The sequence below is a fragment of the Pseudomonas syringae group sp. J254-4 genome, from assembly GCF_032586855.1.
GTDB lineage: Bacteria > Pseudomonadota > Gammaproteobacteria > Pseudomonadales > Pseudomonadaceae > Aquipseudomonas > Aquipseudomonas amygdali.
The window spans coordinates 1-22,245 of sequence record NZ_JAWHOO010000002.1 but is presented as its reverse complement, the minus strand read 5'-3'; the positions used below and the strand labels follow the sequence as shown (position 1 = coordinate 22,245).

Here is a 22,245-nt window from a genome sequence, read left to right as displayed (position 1 = left end):
AGGCGCTCCTGACTGCGACGTTTCTACCCCAACAAAGCCGCATAGCCAGCCCGATAATCCGGGTACATTGGCGTCCATCCCAGTGCGCGCGCCCTGGCATTGCTGCAACGCTTGCTGCCCACGCGCTGCACGCTGACCTCCTCCGACCATTCGCTCACCCCCAGATATTCACGTATCCACGCCACCACATCGGCCAGCGCAGCCGGATCGTCGTCAACGCCTAGATAGCAATTCTCCAGTGCCACACCTCGTTGATCCGCCTGAAGCAGATGCTCCAGCAAACTGGCGGCATCGTCGGCATGAATGCGATTGGCATAGACCGGAGGATCAACTCTGACACTGTGCCCCTGACGCACGCGGTTCGACAGATCACTGCGTCCGGGCCCGTAGATACCGGTCAGCCTCACCGCCGTGGCTGGCAGTCCGCTGTTCAGCGCTAGCTGCTCGGCTTCCAGCATCACAGTGCCGGTGTAGTTGGCCGGTTCGGTGACGGAGTCTTCATCAACCCACTCCCCATTCTGCTGACCGTAGACACCGCTGCTTGAGACGAAGATCAACCGCTTTGGACGCTGCCCGGTCTGCTCAAGCCAGCTCAATACATTGCGCAGCCCCTCGACATAAGCCATCCGGTAACCCGCTTCGTCACGCTGCGAAGGCGTCGCGCAATACACCACATAGTCCACCGCAGTGGGCCACAGGGCAGGCTTGCGGGTATCGAACAAGTCACCCGCCACACCGTGAACACCGGCAGGCAGCTCGGAAACAGTGCGCCGCAGCCCATGCACGGTCCAGCCGTGACGCAGCAGGCGGGTCGCAAGTCGCGAACCAATGTCACCGCAGCCGGCGATTAGAAGCGAAGGGGCAGTCATTCGGTATCTCCATAACAGGTGGTGTCAGCGCCGTACAAAATGATCATCGGCAGGCGAAAATTCGGGCGAATATGTAAAAAAGATACTGTATTACTTTTGTTAACAAGAACGATTTGCAATAATGGCGACCCATTTGTTCCCTGTGAGCGTCGAGAGCACTGAGCGACGCACTGGAACCATCCCCTATTTTTCTCTCAGGTCCGGCCAGCATGACACGCATTCAATCAATCGCTTCGCCTACCCGGATGCCTCGCCTGCCTCGTGCATGGCGCGGTGTCGCAGCCCTCGTCTTGAGCCTGATGTTCGTACCCATGGCCCTTGCAGATCAATCGGCGCCGACTGCGGCCCCTGCAACCTCTGCCGCACCTGCGGCGACAGCTCCTGTCGCGCCTGATGCCGCAGCCCCCGTGCAGGCTCTGGAGCCTGCAGCCGAAGACAACAGCCTGGGCATGGCCCATGACCTGTCGCCATGGGGCATGTACCAGAACGCCGACGTCGTGGTCAAAGCGGTCATGATCGGTCTGGCCATCGCATCGATCATTACGTGGACCATCTGGATCTCCAAGGGTTTCGAACTGCTGGGCGCCAAGCGCCGGTTGCGTGGTGAAATCGTCAATCTGAAAAAAGCCCGCTCCCTGAACGAAGCGAGCTCGACCGCCAGCAAGGAAGGCACACTCGCCCATCTGCTGGTGCATGACGCCCTTGAAGAGATGCGCCTGTCGGCCAACAGCCGTGAACGCGAAGGGATCAAGGAGCGTGTCAGCTTCCGCCTCGAGCGCCTGGTTGCAGCCTGCGGCCGCAACATGAGCATGGGCACCGGCGTACTGGCGACCATCGGCTCTACCGCACCGTTCGTGGGTTTGTTTGGTACGGTATGGGGCATCATGAACAGCTTCATCGGCATCGCCAAGACCCAGACCACCAACCTCGCTGTAGTGGCACCGGGTATCGCCGAGGCCCTTCTGGCCACGGCACTGGGTCTGGTTGCCGCAATTCCTGCGGTAGTGATCTACAACGTCTTCGCCCGCTCCATCGCCGGTTACAAGGCTCAGGTTTCCGATGCTTCGGCGCACGTTCTGCTGCTGGTCAGCCGCGACCTGGATCATCTGCCAGAACCGACCGAGCGCAATCAACAGCAACCGCACATGGTCAAGGTGGGCTAACACGTGGGCCTGCATCTTAACGAAGGCGGCGATGATCTCGCCGAGAACCATGAAATCAACGTGACGCCGTTCATCGACGTCATGCTGGTGCTGTTGATCATCTTCATGGTGGCTGCGCCGCTGGCGACCGTAGACATCAAGGTTGATCTACCGGCGTCTACCGCCACACCGCAGCCCAGGCCCGAGAAGCCGATCTTTCTCAGCGTGAAAACCGACAAGAGCCTGTACCTGGGCGAAGAGAAGGTTGCCCGCGAGCAGATCGGTCAGGTGCTGGACGCCCGCACCAAGGGCAAGAAGGACACCACGATCTTCTTCCAGGCCGACAAGGGCGTGGACTACGGCGATCTGATGGAAGTCATGAATACGCTTCGGGGTGCGGGTTACCTGAAGGTCGGTCTGGTGGGTCTTGAGACGGCTGGTAAGAAATGATCAGTACGCGCCAAAAACTGACGCGCTACAGCGGTAGTCTGTTGTTGGTGCTGGCCGTGCACGCTATCGCGATCATCATCGCCGTTCGCTGGCCCGCCTCTCAGGCGATCGAGCTACCGCCAGCGGCCATGATGGTCGAGCTTGCGCCTCTGCCCGAGCCCGCACCGCCGCCACCACCAAAAGTCGTTCAGCCACCTCCGCCGCCAGCCCCTGAAGAGCCAGAGCCCATGCCGGAAGTCGCGCAAGCGCCGAAGCCGGAAATCGTGGTGCCCAAAAAGGTTGAAAAGCCCAAGCCAAAACCGCAGCCGCCAAAGCCGCAGAAGAAGCCTGAGCCACCTCAGGAAAAGCCTGCTGACGAAAAACCGGTCGACACGCCGCCTACGACTGCCAAACCGGAAAAAGCAGCTGCTCCGAAGCCCGCTCCTGCGCCTTCGCCGCCCAGCAATGCACTGCCAAGCTGGCAGGGTGACCTGTTAAGTCATCTGGGCAAGTACAAGAAGTATCCAGAGGATGCGCGTCGTCGTGGCATGCAGGGTGTTGCCCGCCTGCGCTTCGTTGTCGATGCTGACGGCAACGTCCTGTCTTACTCGATTGCCAACAGTTCAGGCAGCCCGGCGCTGGATCGAGCGACCATGGAAATGATCCGTCGCGCTCAGCCGCTACCCAAGCCGCCCAAGGAAATCCTCAACAACGGCACCATTGAAATCCTCGCACCGTTCGTTTATTCACTGGATAAACGCTGAATTGTACTTTTGTTACTTGTGAGTGCTTCTGATAACGTGCGTCTATCGATCGCACCCGCTATGCTGGGGTCGCAACTTCATGGACGCACGTTATGACTCTTACAGAATTACGCTACATCGTCACGCTTGCCCAGGAGCAGCACTTTGGTCATGCTGCTGAACGCTGCCACGTCAGCCAGCCAACGCTGTCGGTGGGTGTCAAGAAACTCGAAGACGAACTCGGTGTGCTCATTTTCGAGCGCAGCAAGAGCGCCGTGCGCCTGACACCGGTCGGTGAAGGCATCGTTGCGCAAGCGCAGAAAGTGCTGGAGCAGGCTCAAGGTATTCGTGAGCTGGCCCAGGCAGGCAAGAATCAGCTGACCGCGCCGCTGAAAGTCGGTGCTATTTATACCGTCGGCCCTTACCTGTTCCCTCACCTGATTCCACAACTGCACCGGGTTGCGCCGCAGATGCCGTTGTATATCGAAGAAAACTTCACGCATGTGCTGCGCGACAAGTTGCGCAACGGTGAGCTGGATGCCGTCATCATCGCCTTGCCGTTCAACGAAGCCGACGTGCTGACCCTGCCGCTTTACGACGAGCCGTTCTCCGTTCTGATGCCGGCCGATCACCCCTGGACTCAGAAAGAGACCATCGACGCCTCGGCACTCAACGACAAGAGCCTGTTACTGCTGGGCGAAGGTCACTGCTTCCGTGATCAGGTTCTGGAAGCCTGCCCTACCCTGGGCAAAGGCAATGAAGGCGCCAAGCACACGACTGTGGAATCCAGCTCGCTGGAAACCATTCGGCACATGGTCGCTTCCGGGCTGGGTATTTCGATCCTGCCGCTTTCGGCCGTCGACAGTCACCACTACGCGCCCGGCGTGATCGAAGTCCGCCCGCTTACGCCGCCTGTGCCTTTCCGCACGGTCGCCATCGCCTGGCGCGCAAGCTTCCCGAGACCCAAAGCCATCGAAATTCTCGCTGACTCTGCACGTCTGTGCTCGGTGGCACGTCCGAAAACAGTCGCAAGTTAGGCAGAAAAGAAATGAGCGAGCTTTCCAGGGTCTCGGTCACGGCGCTCAAGGGCGTCGGTGAAGCGATGGCAGAAAAGCTGGCCAGGGTCGGGCTGGAAACCCTGCAGGACGTGCTGTTCCATCTGCCGCTGCGTTACCAGGACCGGACCCGAGTAGTACCGATTGGTGCATTGCGCCCCGGCCAGGATGCCGTGATCGAAGGCGTGGTCAGCGGTGCCGATGTGGTAATGGGCAAGCGCCGCAGCTTGCTGGTAAGGCTTGGCGACGGCACCGGTGTTGTCAGCCTGCGCTTCTACCACTTCAGTAACGCGCAGAAAGAAAGCATGAAGCGTGGCACGCATTTGCGCTGCTTCGGCGAAGCGCGTCCCGGTGCTTCCGGACTGGAAATCTATCATCCGGAATATCGGGCGATTACCGGTGATGAGCCCGCGCCCGTCGAACAGACCCTCACGCCGATCTATCCCACGACCGAAGGCCTCACCCAGCAGCGCCTGCGTCAGTTGTGTCAGCAAAGCCTGGCGATGCTCGGCCCCCAAAGCCTGCCGGACTGGCTGCCGGATGAGCTGGCCCGCGACTATCAACTGGCCCCGCTGGATGATGCGATCCGCTATCTGCATCACCCGCCCGCCGATGCCGATGTGGAGGAACTGGCCCTCGGGCATCACTGGGCGCAACACCGGCTGGCTTTCGAGGAACTGCTTACCCACCAGCTTTCCCAGCAGCGTCTGCGCGAAAGTCTGCGCTCACAGCGCGCACCGGCGTTGCCTGTTGCGAAAAAACTGCCGAAACAATTTCTCGCCAACCTTGGCTTCGCGCCCACGGGTGCCCAGCAGCGGGTCGGCAAGGAAGTCGCCTATGACCTGAGCCAGCCTGAGCCGATGCTGCGGTTGATCCAGGGTGACGTCGGTTCGGGCAAGACCGTGGTCGCCGCGCTGGCTGCCTTGCAGGCGCTGGAAGCGGGTTATCAAGTGGCGCTGATGGCCCCCACCGAAATTCTCGCCGAGCAGCACTACATCAATTTCCAGCGCTGGCTTGAGCCGCTGGGCGTGGGCGTGGCCTGGCTGGCGGGCAAGCTCAAGGGCAAGGCGCGTGTCGCGTCTTTGGAGCAGATCGCCAGTGGCACGCCCATGGTGGTGGGCACCCATGCGCTGTTTCAGGACGAAGTGCAGTTCAAGAACCTCGCGCTGGTGATCATCGACGAGCAGCACCGGTTCGGTGTTCAGCAACGTCTGGCGCTGCGCAAAAAGGGCGTCGGCGGCCTGATGTGTCCGCATCAATTGATCATGACCGCCACACCGATTCCACGCACGCTGGCGATGAGCGCCTACGCCGATCTGGACACGTCGATTCTGGACGAACTGCCGCCCGGGCGGACGCCGGTCAATACCGTGCTGGTTGCCGACAGCCGCCGCCTGGAAGTCGTGGAGCGTGTACGCGCTGCTTGCGCCGAGGGTCGCCAGGCCTATTGGGTATGCACGCTGATCGAAGAATCCGAAGAACTGACGTGCAAAGCCGCTGAAACCACCTACGAAGAACTGAGCAGTGCCTTGGGTGAGGTTCGCGTCGGGTTGATACACGGACGCATGAAGCCCGCAGAAAAGGCCGCGATCATGGCCGAATTCAAGCAGGGTGCGCTGCAATTGCTGGTGGCAACCACAGTAATCGAAGTTGGGGTCGACGTGCCGAACTCCAGCCTGATGATCATCGAAAACCCCGAGCGCCTCGGTCTGGCTCAATTGCACCAGTTGCGCGGGCGCGTCGGGCGCGGCAGTGCGGTCAGCCATTGTGTGCTGCTCTACCACCCGCCGCTTTCACAGATCGGACGGCAGCGGCTGGGCATCATGCGCGAAACCAACGATGGCTTTGTCATCGCCGAAAAGGACCTTGAACTGCGTGGTCCCGGTGAAATGCTGGGAACCCGACAAACGGGCCTTCTGCAATTCAAGGTCGCCGACCTTATGCGTGACGCAGACCTGCTACCGGCCGTACGCGACGCGGCTCAGGCGCTGTTGGAGCGTTGGCCCCAACATGTCAGCCCACTGCTCGACAGATGGCTGCGTCATGGCCAGCAGTATGGCCAGGTGTGATGCAGGCTACGCTTTGAACACCACGTGCGACCGAAAACGAATAACGTGGTTATACTTCAAAAAATGTAGGAATTTGGACATAGCTCATGACAGAAGTCGCCCACGTCAATGATCCGCAGCATGCGCCGTCGGTAATCCGGCAGTTGCTTGAAAAATTGGCTATCAGCTACAACGAAGTCATGGACGACAAAAGCTTGCCCCCGGCGCGCAAGGTTCAGGCTGTGCTGGTCGAGGACGCTGTCGGTGCGCTGCTTATCCTGTTCCCGCAGAGCCAGTTGCTCGACCTCAGCCGAATCACCGAGCTGACCGGGCGCCAGCTGACCGCTGTGCCGCATGATCGCTTGCAGCGCATGCTCACCAAGCACAACCTGCAAGTGCTGCCGGGGCTCCCGGCACTGACCAGCTCACCGTGCCTTTACGATGATCGCCTGCTGCAAGAGCCGACACTGCTGGTGGGCTCGGGTGAAAAGGGCCTGTTGCTGGAAATCAGCAGTGACGACTTCAAAGGCATGCTGAGCAAGGCCAGTGCCGCGCACTTCGGCCAGTCGGTCGCAGCCATTCGTCCGAACCTGGATCGTCCTGACGACGATCCGGCAGAAATCACCCAGGCCATGCACGTTTTCACGGCGCGTCGTATCCAGCAGCGTCTGGAAGCGACCCTGGAAATACCACCGCTGGCCGGAACTGCACAGAAAATCATCAAGCTGCGGGTCGACCCCGATGCGACCATCGATGACATCACCGGCGTAGTCGAAACCGACCCTGCGCTGGCGGCACAGGTCGTGAGCTGGGCGGCATCGCCCTATTACGCGTCCACCGGCAAGATCCGCTCGGTAGAAGATGCAATCGTTCGCGTGCTGGGCTTTGATCTGGTGATCAATCTGGCGCTGGGCCTCGCACTGGGCAAAACCCTGAGCCTGCCCAAGGACCAGCCGCAACAGACCACGCCGTATTGGCAGCAATCGATCTACACCGCTGCAGTGATCGAAGGCCTGACCCGCGCCATTCCCCGCGCCAGTCGCCCGGAAGCTGGCCTGAGCTACCTCGCCGGTTTGCTGCACAACTTCGGGTACCTGCTGCTGGCCCATGTGTTTCCGCCACACTTCACGCTGATTTGCCGCCAGCTGGAAGTTAACCCGCACCTGCACCACAGCTTTATTGAGCAGCATTTGCTGGGTATCAGCCGCGAGCAGATCGGTGCCTGGCTGATGCGCTATTGGGACATGCCCGATGAACTCGCCATCGCGCTACGCTTCCAGCACGACCCCCACTACAAGGGCGAACATCACGTCTACGCCAACCTGGTTTATCTGGCCGTACGCCTGTTGCGGGTGAACGGCATCGGTGCCGGGCCAGAGCAGGAGATTCCTGACGAGTTGTTCGAACGCCTGGGCCTGTCCCGCGAAAAAGCCAACGAGTCAGTGAAAAAAGTGCTGGAGGCCGAGGTGCTTCTGCGCGAACTGGCTTCGCAGTTCAGCAAGTAATCAGTCGGCACAATTAATCTGTCGGTAATAGTGCCGACAGATTTGATGCCGGCGCTCAATTCTCAGCCTCATCCCCCAACAGGTGGTTGCCCAGGCGCAGCCAGCTAAGCCGCCTGTATCTCGCTCGTTCGCGCTTCTCCGTTTATGCGCCACAACCCTTGTGACAATAAATCTCCACAAAGGCTGATTGAAAGGTCGGTGAAAGCTTGGCCAATTAGCATCGCCTCACTTCCGGCAAAAAGACCGGCTAGCCAGGAACGGATTCCAACGTGTTTCAGGCCCAATTAACAACAATAATGGTGATTCCGATGCTTGCTGACTTCTCGTTCCATACCCTCCTTGCGCCTCCACTCCACGTACCGATCTGCTGAGCTGACTCGTTCATTTCACGTTCTGTAGCCGTATGACGTCTGGAGTATTCCCATGCTGACTTTCCTTGGCTTTGCCATGGTTATTGCGTTCATGTACCTGATCATGAGCAAGCGCCTGACTGCGCTGATCGCCCTGATCCTGGTTCCGATCATCTTCGCCCTGTTCGGTGGCTTCGCAGCCCAGATCGGCCCGATGATGCTGGCGGGTATCACCAAGCTGGCGCCAACCGGCGTGATGCTGATGTTCGCCATCCTTTATTTTGCGCTGATGATCGACTCCGGCCTGTTCGACCCGGCCGTGCGCAAGATCCTGAAAATGGTCAAGGGCGACCCGATGCGCATTTCGGTCGGCACCGCCGTGCTGGCGCTGGTGGTGTCCCTCGACGGTGACGGCGCGACCACCTACATGATCTGCGTTGCCGCCATGCTGCCGCTGTACAGCCGCGTCGGCATGAGCCCGCGCATCATGGCCGGCCTGATCATTCTGGCCGGTGGCGTGATGAACATGACCCCGTGGGGTGGCCCGACCGCTCGTGCGGCCAGCGCCCTGCATGTCGACGCATCCGACATCTTCGTACCGATGATCCCGGCAATGCTGGCCGGTGTGGTTGCGATTCTGGCAATTGCCTACTTCTACGGCAAACGCGAACGCGCTCGTCTGGGTGAACTGCAACTTAAGGGTGATGAAGTCGATCACAGCGAAATCAGCGTCTCGCAGTTCCCGGATGCACGTCGTCCAAAGCTGATCTGGTTTAACGGCGCGCTGACCTTCGCACTGATGGTCGCCCTGATCATGGGCCTGCTGCCGCTGCCGGTACTGTTCATGATCGCGTTCAGTATCGCGATGATCATCAACTACCCGAACCTGCAGGACCAGAAGGACCGCGTATCAGCCCACGCAGGTAGCGTTCTGGCAGTGGTCGGCCTGATCTTCGCCGCAGGTATCTTCACCGGTATTCTGTCTGGTACCGGCATGGTCGACGCCATGTCGAAAAGCCTGCTGGCAGTGATCCCGGATGCGCTCGGCCCGTACCTCGCCGTCATCACCGCGCTGGTGAGCATGCCGTTCACCTTCTTCATGTCCAACGACGCGTTCTACTACGGCGTACTGCCGGTGCTCTCCGAAGCCGCTGCCCACTACGGCATCAGCCCGGTTGAAATGGCCCGCGCCTCCATCGTCGGTCAGCCGGTCCACTTGCTCAGTCCTCTTGTGCCATCGACCTACCTGCTGGTTGCCCTGGCCGGTATCGAGTTCGGCGACCATCAGCGCTTCACCCTGAAATGGGCGATTCTGGTCTGCATGTGCATCCTGGTTGCCGCGCTGCTGATGGGGATCTTCCCGTTCTATAGCAGCATGTAAAACGCAGTACCTGTCACAAAGGCTCGCCGTCGACTTGATCGTTGACGGCGAGTTTTTGCGTTTGGGCGGTCAATTGGTCGAAGGGCGATACTGCAACGCCTCGGCCAGATGGCTGATCTCGCGGTTGATTCTGATTACACTTCTGACGGGTGTAAAAGGCCCGCCGAGGATCGCAGGCCCGGCGCATCGATTGTCATTAGCCCATTTCTATACTTGCCGAGGGATAGCCCATTCAGTTGGCAGACAGCGTTGACATTCAAACTAAACAATGAAACCATAGATGGCGCGTATGGAAAGCGCAAATAATTATAAATATCTAAAGGAATAGCATGCTTTATACCCTGCGTTCTCATTTGCACTCCCCTCAATTCAAGTGGCCCTCGAAAGTATCTCGTATACTGTCGAGCTCTGTGCGTCTCTCTTTCAACGATTATTATCATTCCGCCACCGGGGCGAGTTGATTTTCGACTGACTGAAATCTACTCACTATACAAACTCTCTACCGCATAGCGTTCTGCTATTTGTACGGTCGTGCACGCTACGTTTCTGTCGCAGAAACGTACGGCAACCGGTATTGGAAAAATATCAATACCGCCGCGTATAAACCACGGCAGAGGCCCAATGCGTTATTCCCTATGCGTTAATTTATTGGTCGGTTCGACCATGAAAGGTAGTGTATGAAGACTGTCGTAATGATCGGTGGCCATGATGAAACTTTTATGCATTATGATGGCTTGGGTTTTGACTTTACCGTGCTGCAATTGCCGGACTCGGTAGGTCCTAACCTCACCGCACTCACAGACAAAATTCATCTTGTCAGCGATTTCTCCGAAGCCACCGTACTCGGCAAAATCGATGAAATCCTTAAAAAGCAGACAGTCGATTTCATTTTTTCGTTCACCGAAGACGGACTGCTGGCAGCGGCACGAGCGAGCCAGCATTATGCTATTCCCGGCATGGACTTTGACGCATGCGAAGTCTGCATAAACAAGGCGCTGATGCGCACCAGGCTGGAAAATACAGAGTTTGCGGTCCATAGCGCAATCTGCAGAACACGCGCTGACGTTGAGCATTTTTTCAATTCCCGCAATGGCCCGATTGTCCTGAAAGACCCCAAAGGCTCCGGGAGCGAAAACGTATTCATCATCAAAGATGCTACGTCTTTGCAGAGCACGCTGGAGGGGTTTTCTCAGGAAAATTTCGTTATGTTGGCGGAGGAGTTTCTGAACGGTCGAGAGGTCAGTGTCGAAACGTTGACCATCGACTCACAACATCGTGTTCTTGCCGTCACCAACAAGCGACTGTACAAGACCTCCCTGGCGGAAGAGCAGCACATCATCTCGCCAGATAATCTGGAGGCCGCGGTGTTCGAGCAGTTAGCTGGCTATTGCGAGCGGTTGTTGACTGCCCTCAATCATACACACGGCCCCTGCCATATTGAGGTGACCATCGCGGATGGACAGTTTCATCTCATAGAGGTCAATAACCGGGTCGGCGGCGATTATATTGGCTTGCTGGTTGAACTGACTACAGGCGTTGACCTGTTCAGGGAGACTTTGCAGTTCCATAGCTGTGCGGTGGATAAAAACAGTTTCGAACAGCCGGCCCGTTACACGTTCGCGGGCTCTCATCTTTTTTATGAGCCGCTGGACACTGCACTTCTTAATGATGTTTTACAGGAAGTGGATATCATCAGGTTGATCATGGGCGAAGCCAATCCGCCATTGAACAGATCGCACACCAATGATGACAAGGTCGGCATGGTGGTCATCGCTAGTCATGACCGGGAAAAGTTCTACGCCGCCATCGAACGTCTCAACACACTGAGTTCCGCCAACTAAGTTTATTACGCAAAGGAATAGCAGATATGGAAGTCATCTCTCGTAACGATATCGAGACCCTCAACAGCGTAGTGGTTGATGGCGCCTTGCACGATTTAGGCGTTGTGAAGATATTCTCCCAGCACCCTGCGCTGGCTGAATTCATCCCGTCCAACAGTGAGCTTGCTATCAGTTGGGTCCGGCTCGAAAAGGATCAGGAACTGTCGGTTCATCAGCATCCCGAAGCAAGCCTGATACTGATTTGTGATGGTTCGGGGGAAACGTTGGGGGCGACCGAGCGTGCGATAGAAGCGGGTGACATGGTTTTAGTGCCACCTCATGCCCTGCATGGCTTCAAAGGCACCCAAAATGGTTTTTGGGCACTTTCCATTCAGTTCAATGGCAAGGCCCTGTACGAAGACACGTCGCGACCGAGCGTCGTCTTCAAATCACAGGAATCCGATACCGCGAAGCCTGCCGATGTGCTGTTACGAGACAATCAGGCTTACCTGGATAGCTTCAAGAATAGTCGGCTGTTGTCGCTCATCAATTCGCCATCCATTGATCGACCGCAAGTGCGCGAAAAACTCCTCGACTGCCTGCAGACCTGGTCAGATATGTTTCAGGATTTGCTGCATATCCGAGTGGCGATGACGCTTGATCAGGCTCACAAAAAAATTGCTCTTGAGCACTTGATAGAAGAGCTGGGTCATAACAATAACCTGCGTCTTCAGCGCAACACCAACCCTTCCCCGGTTTCGGATGCAGCCTTTCATTCCACTATGGAATGGTTCAGGCACCAGATGCTTTATAAAAGCGATATGGTCAAGACGCTCTTGATGCACGTCGTACTGGAAGGCAGCGGTGAAATTTTCCACAGCGAAGCCGCTCGGGTATTCGCTGGCATGCCGCACTTTCAGGAACATGGCGAAGACGATGGTCATCACGTCAGTATGGGCATAGCGCTGCTGAACGACGCGTCGCCAAGAGAAGTCGAGGATTTACGCGTAGCGTTAAGTGAAGGCTGGGAGATGATCACACTGCTTTGCGATCGATTTGCCGATATTGCCTGTCAAGACTCACTGGGACGTGAGACCGTCACGGATCTTCAATCTGTGCCGGTATATAACTGATTCCTATGAAGATTGCAGAAGTCTTGAAAACCGCCCTTTGCTTCCGTACGCCTGAAGGAGCTCGAGGAGCGCATTCGGTACACGCCTACCGCTGGCAACGCTGGTGCAAGGCCGCGATCGATGATGCAAGTAGAGCCGGAAACAGACGGCTTCATATCGAGATTTTTGCAGCCCTCAAACGGGATGTCATGTTAGCGCTGGTTGCAATCGGGGTGCATACCGCGGCGGCTTTTGGTGCCGCAGTCACCTTGAAATCATTGCTGATCCAACTGATGCGGGCTGACTCGTCCGTGCTCTCGAATATCACCCAAGGCACCACCTGTCTTCTGCTGATTTACTGTGCCTGGCTGGCGCTCAACCACACTTTCTTTCTGGCTGAGCTAGTCGGCGTAGGCAGTCGCTCCTATGTGGAACAAAGGGTATTAATCAAAAGGACTGTTGCGCAAAACGGCGTCTTTGCGCTCAGCCTGACAACGTTGCTCGACCGAGAGGCCGCGCGTGTCGAATCCTCATGGTCAGGATTGATTACGATAGCGCTTGCGCTGGCAACGGTGCTTTTCACCTCCGCTTTTTTCTTTCTTGCTCTGGGCGCTAGTGCGGTGGCTGCCCTTGCGGTCATCGCTGGCAGTTCAATGATCGTGTTCTGGGTTGCTCAACGACTGGGCGCAACCTATGAACAGTTATCGTTGAGTGCGACTCAGCGCATAGAGGTGGGGGTATTCGCAACGAAAAATCGGCGTCAAGCCTGGCTGAGGAACTGGAATGCCGAACTGATCCGTGAATACGCCGCCAAACGAAACCTCGAAGAGGGCTCCTTGAAAAAAGCTGCTCGCCTGGTCGCGGCCATTAGTCTGATCTCGACCATGACGCCGATTACCGCACTGTTAAGCTCGGCGCTGCTACAACTAATTTATCTGGGCCAAGTCGATACACCAGGGGTGCTGGCCGCCATCGCGTTGATTGGGGGACTGAAGTCAGTCGCCAATAATATTCCAGACATTGTGCAAAGTATTTCCCAAGGCTTTGTAGGCCACCGTCATATCGAGCAATACCTTGACGCCCCTGAGCCCGTTACCCCCCCTTGCGCAACATCAATACCGCCCTCCACGAAGGCAAAGCATATTGCCATTGTCGGCGCCGCAGGCAGTGGCAAGACATCTATGCTGAGAAACTGTGCGCAACGCTTTCCCGGGGCTGACGATCAGGCGATTTTCATTCCGGACGAACCGTGGATATTCGCTGGCGGTCTTGGCGAAAATCTGAGTATCTATCGGCGTGAATTTTCAGACGAGGAGGTACAGGAGGCGATTGCGCTCGCACGCCTGCCCGGGGACTTTTATCTCGACTACATCAGAGAGCGGGATTGCGGCGCAATCAAGCAATGGGACGTTTCCAGAGGCCAGGGAAAACGAATAGAACTGGTCCGCGCCCTAGTGGCACGCACAGACTGGATCTACATCGACCAACCGACCTCAGGGCTGGATGACGCGCTGGCTGCGGGATTGTTGAGAACACTGCTGGACGGCCCATGGCGTGATACAAACGTAATGTTCGTCACGGATAAGCCGGAGGAAAGAGACACTGCCGAAGAAATCTGGACTGTTTCTGGCGGTAGGATTATCGACATAAAAACTCACCACGCTTGCGCTTCTTCGCGACCTCTCGCTTCACCGGTGGCAAGCTCTTTCTCTGCGTCCTCGCCGCCAAAGGCAGTACACAGTAAAAATGATTCGACAGAACAGCCTGAGCGGGTTTCCAGATCAATCACCAGCAGCCTGATAGCGTTCGGCACGGGCGCCATCACGTTGGTCGCATTCACCCTGATGGCACTCAAAGAAGTGCTCACTATTGCAGGCGACTACCTGATCGCTAGCGGTTATCTGGGTACGCATCTGAATGCATCTTTGCTCGGGCTGGCCGGCGTTTTGCTAGTGAGTGCTTTGCTTTCGATTTCCGGGGCGTTGGTCACGGCGAAGAAATGTATTGAGGCGGCGTCTGCACACTGCAATCGATACCTTTCTTATTTAATGAACCCGGGCCTTGATGAGCGCCTGACCCAGAAAATCAATCACGACAGCCAAAACAAGCTGACATGGGATCAGCGGCGCGTCGATGAAGTATTGCCCGTTCTGTTGCTGGAAACCATCGGCGCGGCAACCTTGCTGTCGGTCACGGCAGGGTATGTTGTGCTGAATAACATTTACGTACTGTTTCCGTTTGTTTTCATCAGCCTGTGTTATTGGCGGGGAGCACGACGCTCCGGCGAGTTGCTAAAAAAATCCAACACTCGGGAAATCGACACCACCGCCCTATTGTTCACACGCATTCAAGCACTGAGTTGGGACGGCGGTCGATTTGAAAGCATGGCCAGAAACTCCAGCATCTTGAACTGGTTGAGCGGCAACCTGGCCGCTCGAGCGTTTGCTTCTCTGGATAATGCTGCGATGCGTCGTTGGTATAGCTACAAACTGGATTTGATGGGTGTTTTCTTTCTTTCCGGCATCGTGGCATCAACCATTTACTTTCACGCCATCGGCGTAGCCACGATGGCGAACGTTCTGGCTGTGAGTCTTTCATACAGCCTGATTGCGATTTTCGCGCGCTTGGGAAGGTGCGTGGTGGAGTTGCGACAAGTCCTCGACAGTGCCGATCGCCTGGTCGTGGCTGGCCTCTTGCCAACGGCAGCGCCTAGATGCCAATACGTTCAAAATGGTGCGCCATTGGTATCGTTTTCAAACGTCACATTCGTTAACCCTCACAGCGGAATAACGGTGCTAGAAGATTTCGACCATGCGTTTCACGAGAATGATGTCGTGGTGATCATGGGGGCAAGCGGTGTCGGTAAATCAACCTTCGCCAGTCTGGTAGTGGGCAGCCTGCTGCCAAGTCAAGGTCAGGTATCGACGCTGGGTGACACTATCGGGTATCTGACACGGCCACATGCCGAAGACGTTCAGTTATTGACCTCCAGCCCGATATTCAAGCCGGGACCGCTGTTTGAACATTTCAATAGCACGTCTCAGGAAGAACTTTATCAGCAGGCCTCTTATCTGGGCCTCTCGAGCATTATCGAACGCCTGCCGGAGGGCTTCAATCAAGAGGTTGCCTGGAGTGGTGACGTTAACCTGAGCAAGTCAGAGCTTCAACGACTTGCGCTGCTTGATTTGACCATCAATGCACCGTCCATCGCCATCCTCGACGAGGCCACCTCCGAGCTGGACAGCGTCGAAGAACTTCAGCTCATCAGAAAGTTGATGGCAGCCCTGCCAAAAACCTTGTTTTTCATCATTACTCATAACGCTGAGCTTTCTGCGCTGGGAAACAGAAACTTTACCTTCAACTCTGAAAAGCGATTGGTTGAAAAAACTATATAAGCCTATTCTCACACATTGTTATACAAGGATCGTAAGTATGGAGTTGCCTGCGCAGCGGGAGGCGTTTTGCATCAGTTATGGCGTCTCTAACCCACAGCTGCCCTTGAGCGGTATTGCCCACTGGGAGTCAATGCTCAAAGGGCTCGCGGAGCAAGACGGTATCCTGCATGAAGAGCAGGCCTATGTCGCACCCGGCTTCTTTTATATGCCTGTTACTGCGCAGCCGGACCCACCGTTCCTGAAGCAATTGATACGTCAGGCACATACAGCCGACTGGCTGTTGGTTCCCTCCCTGAAGAAAACCGATCACTCGCTGCGCCAGCAATATGAAACAGACATAATAGTGGTTCCCTTCATGCAGGTTGCCTATCTGCATGTTGAAGGAGAACTTGACGCTTGTTTGCTGACTGCCATGGGCAGAAAAGCATACAAGGAGATGGTACGCCTTACCCGAAGGACTGAAGAACTGTGCCATACGCGACTCTATCGCTTGGACGAACTGGTTGAAAACAATCAAGTATTGGAAGCGTTTTCAACACTGCAGTCGTTAAACGTGGACAAATACCAGCACGTGAGGAACCTGTACGCTCTTGAAACACTGCAGGCACTGGCACGCTCAACTGAAGGTCCAAAATACTATATAAAAATGAATTATGAAAAATTGAATAATGTCGCTGTCTACGGCTCCCTAAGCTACGCTGATCAGCAACAGGGCGTTTTCTCTCAGCTGGTGCAAGGTCAAGACCGCAGCCAGGTACCCCCCGGGCTCAACTTGTACGTCAGCGATTACTATCAACTTTATAAAGTGGCTGATGAGCTTGGATTCAAGACAAGCTGTCTTGGCCGCGGCGCCATCGATATGAAAAAACGAATGGGTGCCAACCGGGTAGTCGACCTGGACAACTGGCTGATTCCTGTCAGAACGAATCGGCAAAAACAAATGCATGCATTTTCAGTCAGAGCATACGGTTAATAAGGAATTTTCGTGTCTTTCTTTGATCTCAATCGGCAACTTGATAGCCAGCACATAATAGAGAATGGTATCTCGATTATGGACTACTCGACATCGACCTTCGATTTGGCTGGTACACTTCAAAAAACGCTCGTCGGCCGCTATAAGCTCAGGGCTAACTTCCCGCTGGACAAGATTCACGAATGCCTCGAACACGAAGAAATCCAACGCCACCGAAAAGAGTCTGGCCACTGGTATGACCCGTTACAAACGCTGGGTGAGCCAATGATCAATGAATACTACACCTTTGTGAATGGGCTCAGTCAGCGTCTGGGTTTCGACTTTGTGTTCGAACATAACCCGCTGGTGCGCTACCACATTCCCACGACACTGGATGACCGTTACAGACTACCGGACGGCGAGTTGTTTACTCACCACTCGGATACCTTACTGGGCGACTATTTCCAGCAAATCAATATATGGTTACCGTTCTGCGACGTTAAAAATACCGCAGCACTCAGCGTTTGCTCGAAGCGTGCCAGTCTGCGCGCTCTAAAAACGTTCGCCCATGAGCAGAGTTATAGCTACGACGAATATAAGGACAGTCGAATCGATTTCTTCGATTATGCAAAGCAACGTCCGCAGTTCATATCGGACCTCAGGATGGATGCCATGCCGACCAACCTTCGCTACGGCCAGTGCCTGATGTTTGATCCACGCGTACTGCACGGGACGGCAGAGAACACGGAGAATGTAACGCGTGTGAGCATGGATTTCAGGATTATCCCGGTGGATGATTACGAGTCCATCATCAAGGAACTCCAGCTTCAAGGGGGTCGCCCTAATAGCTACGAAGGCGAAGGTTTGATCAAGGGCGAGTTCTACAACGCATTGACTGCACGTGAAGTCGTCAGCCGCTGATTCCTCTGCACTGTCATAACACCTCAATAATTAACCCGAGAACGGATCATGACGACGACAATCGCGTGGCTGGACGGCCAGTACCTCGAGATAGACAAAGTATCTTTTTCACCCGTCACTCACTCGCTTTCTTATGCGTCATCAGTTTACGAGGGTATGCGCAGTTACGGCTCAAGCATTTTCAAATGCGAGGAGCACTTGCAACGTCTGCAACGGTCAGCGCAGGTATTCAAACACGAAGTGAATTACAGCAACGCCATGCTGGCGGAAGCCTGTCATGAACTACTGAGACGAAATGAACTTGTAGACGCTTACATTAAAATCGTCGTGTTCTATGACGATGTCGACGTCAGTTTTATGGGCCGAAACTGTCGCAGCAAAGTGGTAATATTTGTCCTTCCATTCGCCCCCAAATCCGCGACCACGCCTTACCGGCTGACGATAGCCAATTGGCGTCGAGCCCCTGCTGCTTGTCATCCCTACCAAGCAAAAACCTCATCTACCTATGCGCTCAGTTTTTTGAGTTTTCGTGACAAGGGCGAGTGTTTCGACGACGTGCTGTTTCTTTCTACGATGGACACGGTCTGTGAGTCCAGCGGCTCGAACGTCTTTTTTGTGAAAGAAAACCTACTCATCACGCCGACCACTGACATGGCATTGGCGGGAATAACGCGCCAGGTTGTCATCGACGAGCTGTCTCAGTTACTGAACTTGCAAGTTGTGCAGCGGGATATTTCAAGCTTGGAGCTGAACCAGTTTGACAGTGCCTTTCTGTGCGGTACCGCTATGGAGATCACAGAGGTCAGTTGTATTGATGACGTCATCTACAAGAAAAATTCATGGGTCGAGTTATTGGCTACCGCGTATAAAAAAATGGTGATGAGCGCGTCGGGTTGACCCACGCAGAAGCGAGTGCGCCCCTGTTGTTTATCCATGGTGGACTTACATTCTGCCGAGTCAATTATTCGAAGGCCGATATTGCAACGCCTCGGCAAGATGACTGCGGCTGATCGCGTCCACCTGCTCCAGATCCGCCAGCGTCCGTGCCACTTTCAGCAGTCGATGCGCCGAACGTAATGAGAGGGTCAGACGCTCGCAGGCCGTCTCCAGCCAGCTTTCATCGACACTGGACAGCGCGCAGTGCTCGCGCAGCCCCGGCAGGTCGAGAAAAGCATTGGCACAGCCCTGACGACGTTGCTGACGGTCTCTCGCCTCAGCGACCACGGCTGCGGCACTGGCAGTGTTTTCACTGGTGGTCGGGTCAGGGTTGAGGGCGGTGGCTTCGCGGGCGACGGTCAAGTGCAGATCGATCCGGTCCAGCAGCGGGCCGGACAGCTTGTTGCGATAGCGCTGCACCTGCTCGGTGGAGCAACGGCAGCGCCCGGTCGGCTCACCAAGATATCCACAGGGACACGGGTTCATCGCTGCCACCAGTTGGAACCGCGCCGGAAAGCGCACGCGATCCCGCGCCCGGGAAATCACGATATGCCCGGACTCCAGCGGCTCACGCAAAACCTCCAGCACGCGGCGATCGAACTCCGGCAGTTCATCAAGAAATAAAACGCCGTGATGCGCCAACGTGATCTCGCCAGGTTGCGGACGACTGCCACCGCCCACCAGCGCAGGCCCGGACGCCGAGTGATGTGGCTGGCGAAACGGCCGCTGCGGCCAGCTGGTCAGCGGCACCTGACTGGCAACCGACTGAATCGCCGCCACCTCCAGCGCTTCGTGCTCGTCCAGCGGCGGCAACAAACCCGGCAACCGACTGGCAAGCAGAGTCTTGCCGGTGCCAGGCGGCCCGCTGAACAGCAGGTTGTGCGCCCCGGCAGCGGCAATCACTAGCGCACGTTTTGCAGCCGTCTGGCCCTGCACTTCGCTGAGGTCCGGATACGGCTTGGGCTGATGCAGCAGGCCGCTGGACTGATACGGCGCAATCACCGTGCGCCCGTTGAAATGCGCGACCAGCTCCAGCAAGTGATTCACCGCAATCACCCGCAGCCCCGAGGCCAGACACGCTTCCTCAGCGTTCACCGCAGGAATAATCAGCGTCCGCTCCGCCGCACGTGCCGCCAGTGCAGCAGGCAGCACACCCTGAATCGGCCGAATCGCCCCCGACAACGCCAACTCGCCCAGGCATTCAACATCCTGCAACGCAACCAACGGCACCTGCCCGCTGGCGGCCAGCAAACCCAGCGCAATCGCCAGATCGAACCGCCCGCCATCCTTGGGCAAATCAGCCGGCGCAAGGTTGAGCGTGATCCGTCGCGCCGGAAAATCCAGCCCGGAATTGAGAATGGCACTGCGCACCCGGTCCTTGCTCTCCTTGACCGCCCCCTCCGGCAACCCCACCAGCGTCAGGGCCGGCAGGCCGTTGGCCAGATGCGCTTCAACAGTAACCGCCGGGGCTTCCACCCCGACCTGGGCACGACTATGGACGATGGCCAGCGACATGGATCATTCCTTGATATGAGCGATGGGCGGGTATCGTGCTTTATTTGCGGGGTGGGGGTGAGTGGGGAATGGATACAGGGTGTGAGTGGGGCAAGAAAGACGGATATATGTTTGGTTGCGTAGAAATGCCATAAACATTGCTTTAAATGCTGAAACACACCGAGCAGGAGCATTGATATGAGCATCCGCCTTGCCCTTCCCAAGGACTCGTTGCAGATAGCGACGATTCATCTGGAGTCATGGAGAAGTGCCTATGAGGGCATCATTCCCGCTGCCTATATCAATCGGATAACGCTTGAGGCAAGGCTGTCCCACTGGACCAAGGAGATCGCTTCGGGCGAATCTGGCCTGTACGTTAAAGTCGACAGGTTAGATCGGGTCTTGGGCTGGGTGGCCACGGGGGCTGACAGGGAACATCCCGAAGACCGCAGCGTCGCAGAAATACAGGCCATCTATATCAGCCCGATGCACACACGCCAAGGTATTGGGCGAGAGCTATTCGACTATGTGATGCCTCTCTTTCAATCCGCTGGCCGCACCAGAGTTGTCGTCTGGGTGCTGGAGAACAATGCCCCTGCCATCGATTTCTACCATCAGCGAGGGTTCGCAAAAGAGCCGATCAAAACCAAGACGATCGAACGAGACAATGTCAGGTTGGTCGAGATCAAACTTGAACAGCTCATCACGACACCGCCCTCAACGTTGCCCTGCTCACCTTAGCTAAACCTGCCCCTCAATAAACACTCCGCTATCGCCGTCATGCAACGTATCGGATGCGCAGACTTTTGCGCATCCAAAGTCCGGGTGACACAGGCAGCGCTTTATATTCAAAGCGCCGCAACACACATGAAAGAATTCGCACGCATGCGCAGAAGCTTGCGCGCTTTTTCGCGGTTTCTTGATTAAACATTGACCAATCACTTCGTAGAAAATCTTTATCTATCTGTTTTTATTAGATAAAAAACTTCTCGGCACACATCTTGGAATGTACTTCTGCATACAGCAGGCGAAATTGCCCGTTTCTGCGCAGAGAGTTTCCCGCATGACCGATAAACACGGCACACACCAGCAACGACGCACCGCACTGTTCCCCAAAACCCCGGCGACAGCCACCAGCCTTTGCCCGTTCAGAGGACCCAACGTCGCCATCGTGCCGGTGCGCTACGCGCTGGATCGCTCCCGCTACGACGCCGCGCCGGAGCAACTGAAACCATTGCCGAAACAGGGCAAATGGGCGCTGATGCCGACACTGAAAACACGCAGCTACACCCTTCGCCAGCTGTATGACGGCTACGTCTATGTTTTCGACGAAACGGCCGGGACGCTGCATGAATATGTCGCCTCAGCAAACAACGGCCATCTGAGCCGCATCGTCTGGACGGACGCGCAGATCGGCAGTGACCAGCGAAGCGGTGCCAGCGATGGCAAGCCCTTCCTGCTCTACCCGAGACGTAACACACTGCACATCGCCTTTTCCCCGCAGCAATGGACGTGGCGAATTTGCGAGCACATGCGTTCCAGCGCCCCAAGCCGTGCGCTGTGGATGAAAGTACTCGACCTGGCCAGTTACTGCATCACCATGGCCGAGCCGGACACCCTGCCGTTGAACCGTATCGCCGAGGCCGTGGCGGACATCGACAAGGGCCATGTCACTGACGACGGCCGTTTCGCTGACTCGGCGATCCCCACTGCTCGCCCGCTGTCGGAAGACGCCGAAACACATCCGTTATGGGCACCACTGGGTGCTGATGTTTTTTGGCAAGGCAGCGTCGACGATCAGGACAGTTCCCTGCTCATCGCCCTTGATGACCCGCTGGCCGTTTTCAATGATCTGGGCATGCAACTGGCCGCTGATCAGGCGGCTTTTCGGGAATGGCAAAGCGCGCATGAACACAAGATCCAGATTGCCCAGACTGTCTCCGGACTGTGTGGTGCCGAGAGCGACCCGCAAAAACTGCCAGCGTCGGTGCGCGGCAATGCGGCACTCACGCACCGGTACCTGAGCGAGGTCGAAGCGTACTTCGAGCAATGCATCCTTGAAGAAGCACAGATCAGCAGCAGCAACGTTCCCG

General features: G+C 56.3%; 17 protein-coding genes. 15 read left to right on the top strand and 2 right to left on the bottom strand.

Going from position 1 to position 22,245, the window contains the following annotated elements; all coding sequences use genetic code 11:
• Positions 1-23: 23 nt before the first annotated feature.
• Positions 24-869 (bottom strand): SDR family oxidoreductase, encoded by an 846-nt coding sequence (locus RYB09_RS03280; RefSeq protein WP_058402722.1) that lies wholly within the window; start codon positions 867-869, stop codon positions 24-26.
• Between the two features lie 209 nt (positions 870-1,078).
• Here RYB09_RS03280 and exbB point away from each other — a divergent pair, with 209 nt between their 5' ends.
• The 13 genes from exbB to RYB09_RS03215 all read left to right on the top strand — a co-directional run bounded on the left by exbB (position 1,079) and on the right by RYB09_RS03215 (position 18,619).
• Entirely contained in the window at positions 1,079-2,032 is a 954-nt protein-coding gene (gene exbB / locus RYB09_RS03275; RefSeq protein ID WP_005731620.1) for a tonB-system energizer ExbB, read from the top strand.
• 3 nt (positions 2,033-2,035) lie between these two features.
• Complete coding sequence (gene exbD / locus RYB09_RS03270; RefSeq protein ID WP_002551495.1) at positions 2,036-2,461, top strand: TonB system transport protein ExbD; 426 nt, start codon at positions 2,036-2,038, stop codon at positions 2,459-2,461.
• The gene (locus tag RYB09_RS03265) at positions 2,458-3,204 is read left to right on the top strand and encodes an energy transducer TonB (protein ID WP_058402720.1); all 747 of its coding nucleotides are present in this window, start codon (positions 2,458-2,460) and stop codon (positions 3,202-3,204) included. The genes exbD and RYB09_RS03265 overlap by 4 nt, the downstream gene beginning before the upstream one ends.
• A gap of 92 nt (positions 3,205-3,296) precedes the next feature.
• Entirely contained in the window at positions 3,297-4,220 is a 924-nt protein-coding gene (locus tag RYB09_RS03260) for a hydrogen peroxide-inducible genes activator (protein ID WP_002551493.1), read from the top strand.
• Positions 4,221-4,231: 11 nt separating this feature from the next.
• Positions 4,232-6,307 carry an ATP-dependent DNA helicase RecG gene (recG, locus tag RYB09_RS03255; RefSeq protein WP_219170746.1) on the top strand — a complete coding sequence of 692 codons (2,076 nt, stop codon included), beginning with the start codon at positions 4,232-4,234 and terminating at the stop codon, positions 6,305-6,307.
• A gap of 86 nt (positions 6,308-6,393) precedes the next feature.
• Positions 6,394-7,791 (top strand): aminoacyl-tRNA deacylase and HDOD domain-containing protein, encoded by a 1,398-nt coding sequence (locus RYB09_RS03250; protein WP_044324611.1) that lies wholly within the window; start codon positions 6,394-6,396, stop codon positions 7,789-7,791.
• Between the two features lie 423 nt (positions 7,792-8,214).
• Positions 8,215-9,522, top strand: a complete 1,308-nt coding sequence (locus RYB09_RS03245) for a CitMHS family transporter (protein WP_057402756.1) — start codon at positions 8,215-8,217, stop codon at positions 9,520-9,522.
• A 677-nt stretch (positions 9,523-10,199) separates the two neighbouring features.
• Positions 10,200-11,363, top strand: coding sequence for an acetyl-CoA carboxylase biotin carboxylase subunit family protein (locus tag RYB09_RS03240; protein ID WP_058402718.1), 1,164 nt, complete (start codon positions 10,200-10,202; stop codon positions 11,361-11,363).
• A 26-nt stretch (positions 11,364-11,389) separates the two neighbouring features.
• On the top strand, positions 11,390-12,475 hold the full coding sequence (locus RYB09_RS03235) for a cupin domain-containing protein (RefSeq protein WP_058402717.1): 1,086 nt from the start codon (positions 11,390-11,392) through the stop codon (positions 12,473-12,475).
• 5 nt (positions 12,476-12,480) lie between these two features.
• On the top strand, positions 12,481-15,849 hold the full coding sequence (locus RYB09_RS03230) for an ATP-binding cassette domain-containing protein (protein ID WP_316887491.1): 3,369 nt from the start codon (positions 12,481-12,483) through the stop codon (positions 15,847-15,849).
• A 37-nt stretch (positions 15,850-15,886) separates the two neighbouring features.
• A complete protein-coding gene (locus RYB09_RS03225) occupies positions 15,887-16,822 on the top strand; it encodes a hypothetical protein (RefSeq protein WP_057402752.1) in 936 nt (311 codons plus the stop codon).
• 12 nt (positions 16,823-16,834) lie between these two features.
• Positions 16,835-17,722 carry a hypothetical protein gene (locus tag RYB09_RS03220; RefSeq protein WP_058409290.1) on the top strand — a complete coding sequence of 296 codons (888 nt, stop codon included), beginning with the start codon at positions 16,835-16,837 and terminating at the stop codon, positions 17,720-17,722.
• Positions 17,723-17,770: 48 nt separating this feature from the next.
• A complete protein-coding gene (locus RYB09_RS03215; protein WP_316887489.1) occupies positions 17,771-18,619 on the top strand; it encodes an aminotransferase class IV in 849 nt (282 codons plus the stop codon).
• Positions 18,620-18,679: 60 nt separating this feature from the next.
• Here RYB09_RS03215 and RYB09_RS03210 read toward each other — a convergent pair whose 3' ends face one another.
• Positions 18,680-20,173 (bottom strand): YifB family Mg chelatase-like AAA ATPase, encoded by a 1,494-nt coding sequence (locus RYB09_RS03210; protein ID WP_316887487.1) that lies wholly within the window; start codon positions 20,171-20,173, stop codon positions 18,680-18,682.
• 177 nt (positions 20,174-20,350) lie between these two features.
• Between RYB09_RS03210 and RYB09_RS03205 the strand changes: the two genes are divergently transcribed.
• Positions 20,351-20,893 carry a GNAT family N-acetyltransferase gene (locus RYB09_RS03205; RefSeq protein WP_058409293.1) on the top strand — a complete coding sequence of 181 codons (543 nt, stop codon included), beginning with the start codon at positions 20,351-20,353 and terminating at the stop codon, positions 20,891-20,893.
• Positions 20,894-21,215: 322 nt separating this feature from the next.
• Positions 21,216-22,245 (top strand): toxin VasX (locus tag RYB09_RS03200; protein ID WP_316887485.1); only part of this gene is annotated, 1,030 nt, incomplete at its 3' end.

Bases quoted from the DNA above. Each gene is read 5' to 3' on its own strand.
- RYB09_RS03245 (WP_057402756.1), top strand. From the start codon at position 8,215: ATGCTGACTTTCCTTGGCTTTGCCATGGTTATTGCGTTCATGTACCTG.
- RYB09_RS03230 (WP_316887491.1), top strand. From the start codon at position 12,481: ATGAAGATTGCAGAAGTCTTGAAAACCGCCCTTTGCTTCCGTACGCCT.
- RYB09_RS03260 (WP_002551493.1), top strand. From the start codon at position 3,297: ATGACTCTTACAGAATTACGCTACATCGTCACGCTTGCCCAGGAGCAG.
- RYB09_RS03210 (WP_316887487.1), bottom strand. From the start codon at position 20,173: ATGTCGCTGGCCATCGTCCATAGTCGTGCCCAGGTCGGGGTGGAAGCC.
- exbB (WP_005731620.1), top strand. From the start codon at position 1,079: ATGACACGCATTCAATCAATCGCTTCGCCTACCCGGATGCCTCGCCTG.
- RYB09_RS03240 (WP_058402718.1), top strand. From the start codon at position 10,200: ATGAAGACTGTCGTAATGATCGGTGGCCATGATGAAACTTTTATGCAT.
- RYB09_RS03235 (WP_058402717.1), top strand. From the start codon at position 11,390: ATGGAAGTCATCTCTCGTAACGATATCGAGACCCTCAACAGCGTAGTG.
- RYB09_RS03250 (WP_044324611.1), top strand. From the start codon at position 6,394: ATGACAGAAGTCGCCCACGTCAATGATCCGCAGCATGCGCCGTCGGTA.
- RYB09_RS03205 (WP_058409293.1), top strand. From the start codon at position 20,351: ATGAGCATCCGCCTTGCCCTTCCCAAGGACTCGTTGCAGATAGCGACG.
- recG (WP_219170746.1), top strand. From the start codon at position 4,232: ATGAGCGAGCTTTCCAGGGTCTCGGTCACGGCGCTCAAGGGCGTCGGT.
- RYB09_RS03225 (WP_057402752.1), top strand. From the start codon at position 15,887: ATGGAGTTGCCTGCGCAGCGGGAGGCGTTTTGCATCAGTTATGGCGTC.
- RYB09_RS03215 (WP_316887489.1), top strand. From the start codon at position 17,771: ATGACGACGACAATCGCGTGGCTGGACGGCCAGTACCTCGAGATAGAC.
- RYB09_RS03280 (WP_058402722.1), bottom strand. From the start codon at position 869: ATGACTGCCCCTTCGCTTCTAATCGCCGGCTGCGGTGACATTGGTTCG.
- RYB09_RS03265 (WP_058402720.1), top strand. From the start codon at position 2,458: ATGATCAGTACGCGCCAAAAACTGACGCGCTACAGCGGTAGTCTGTTG.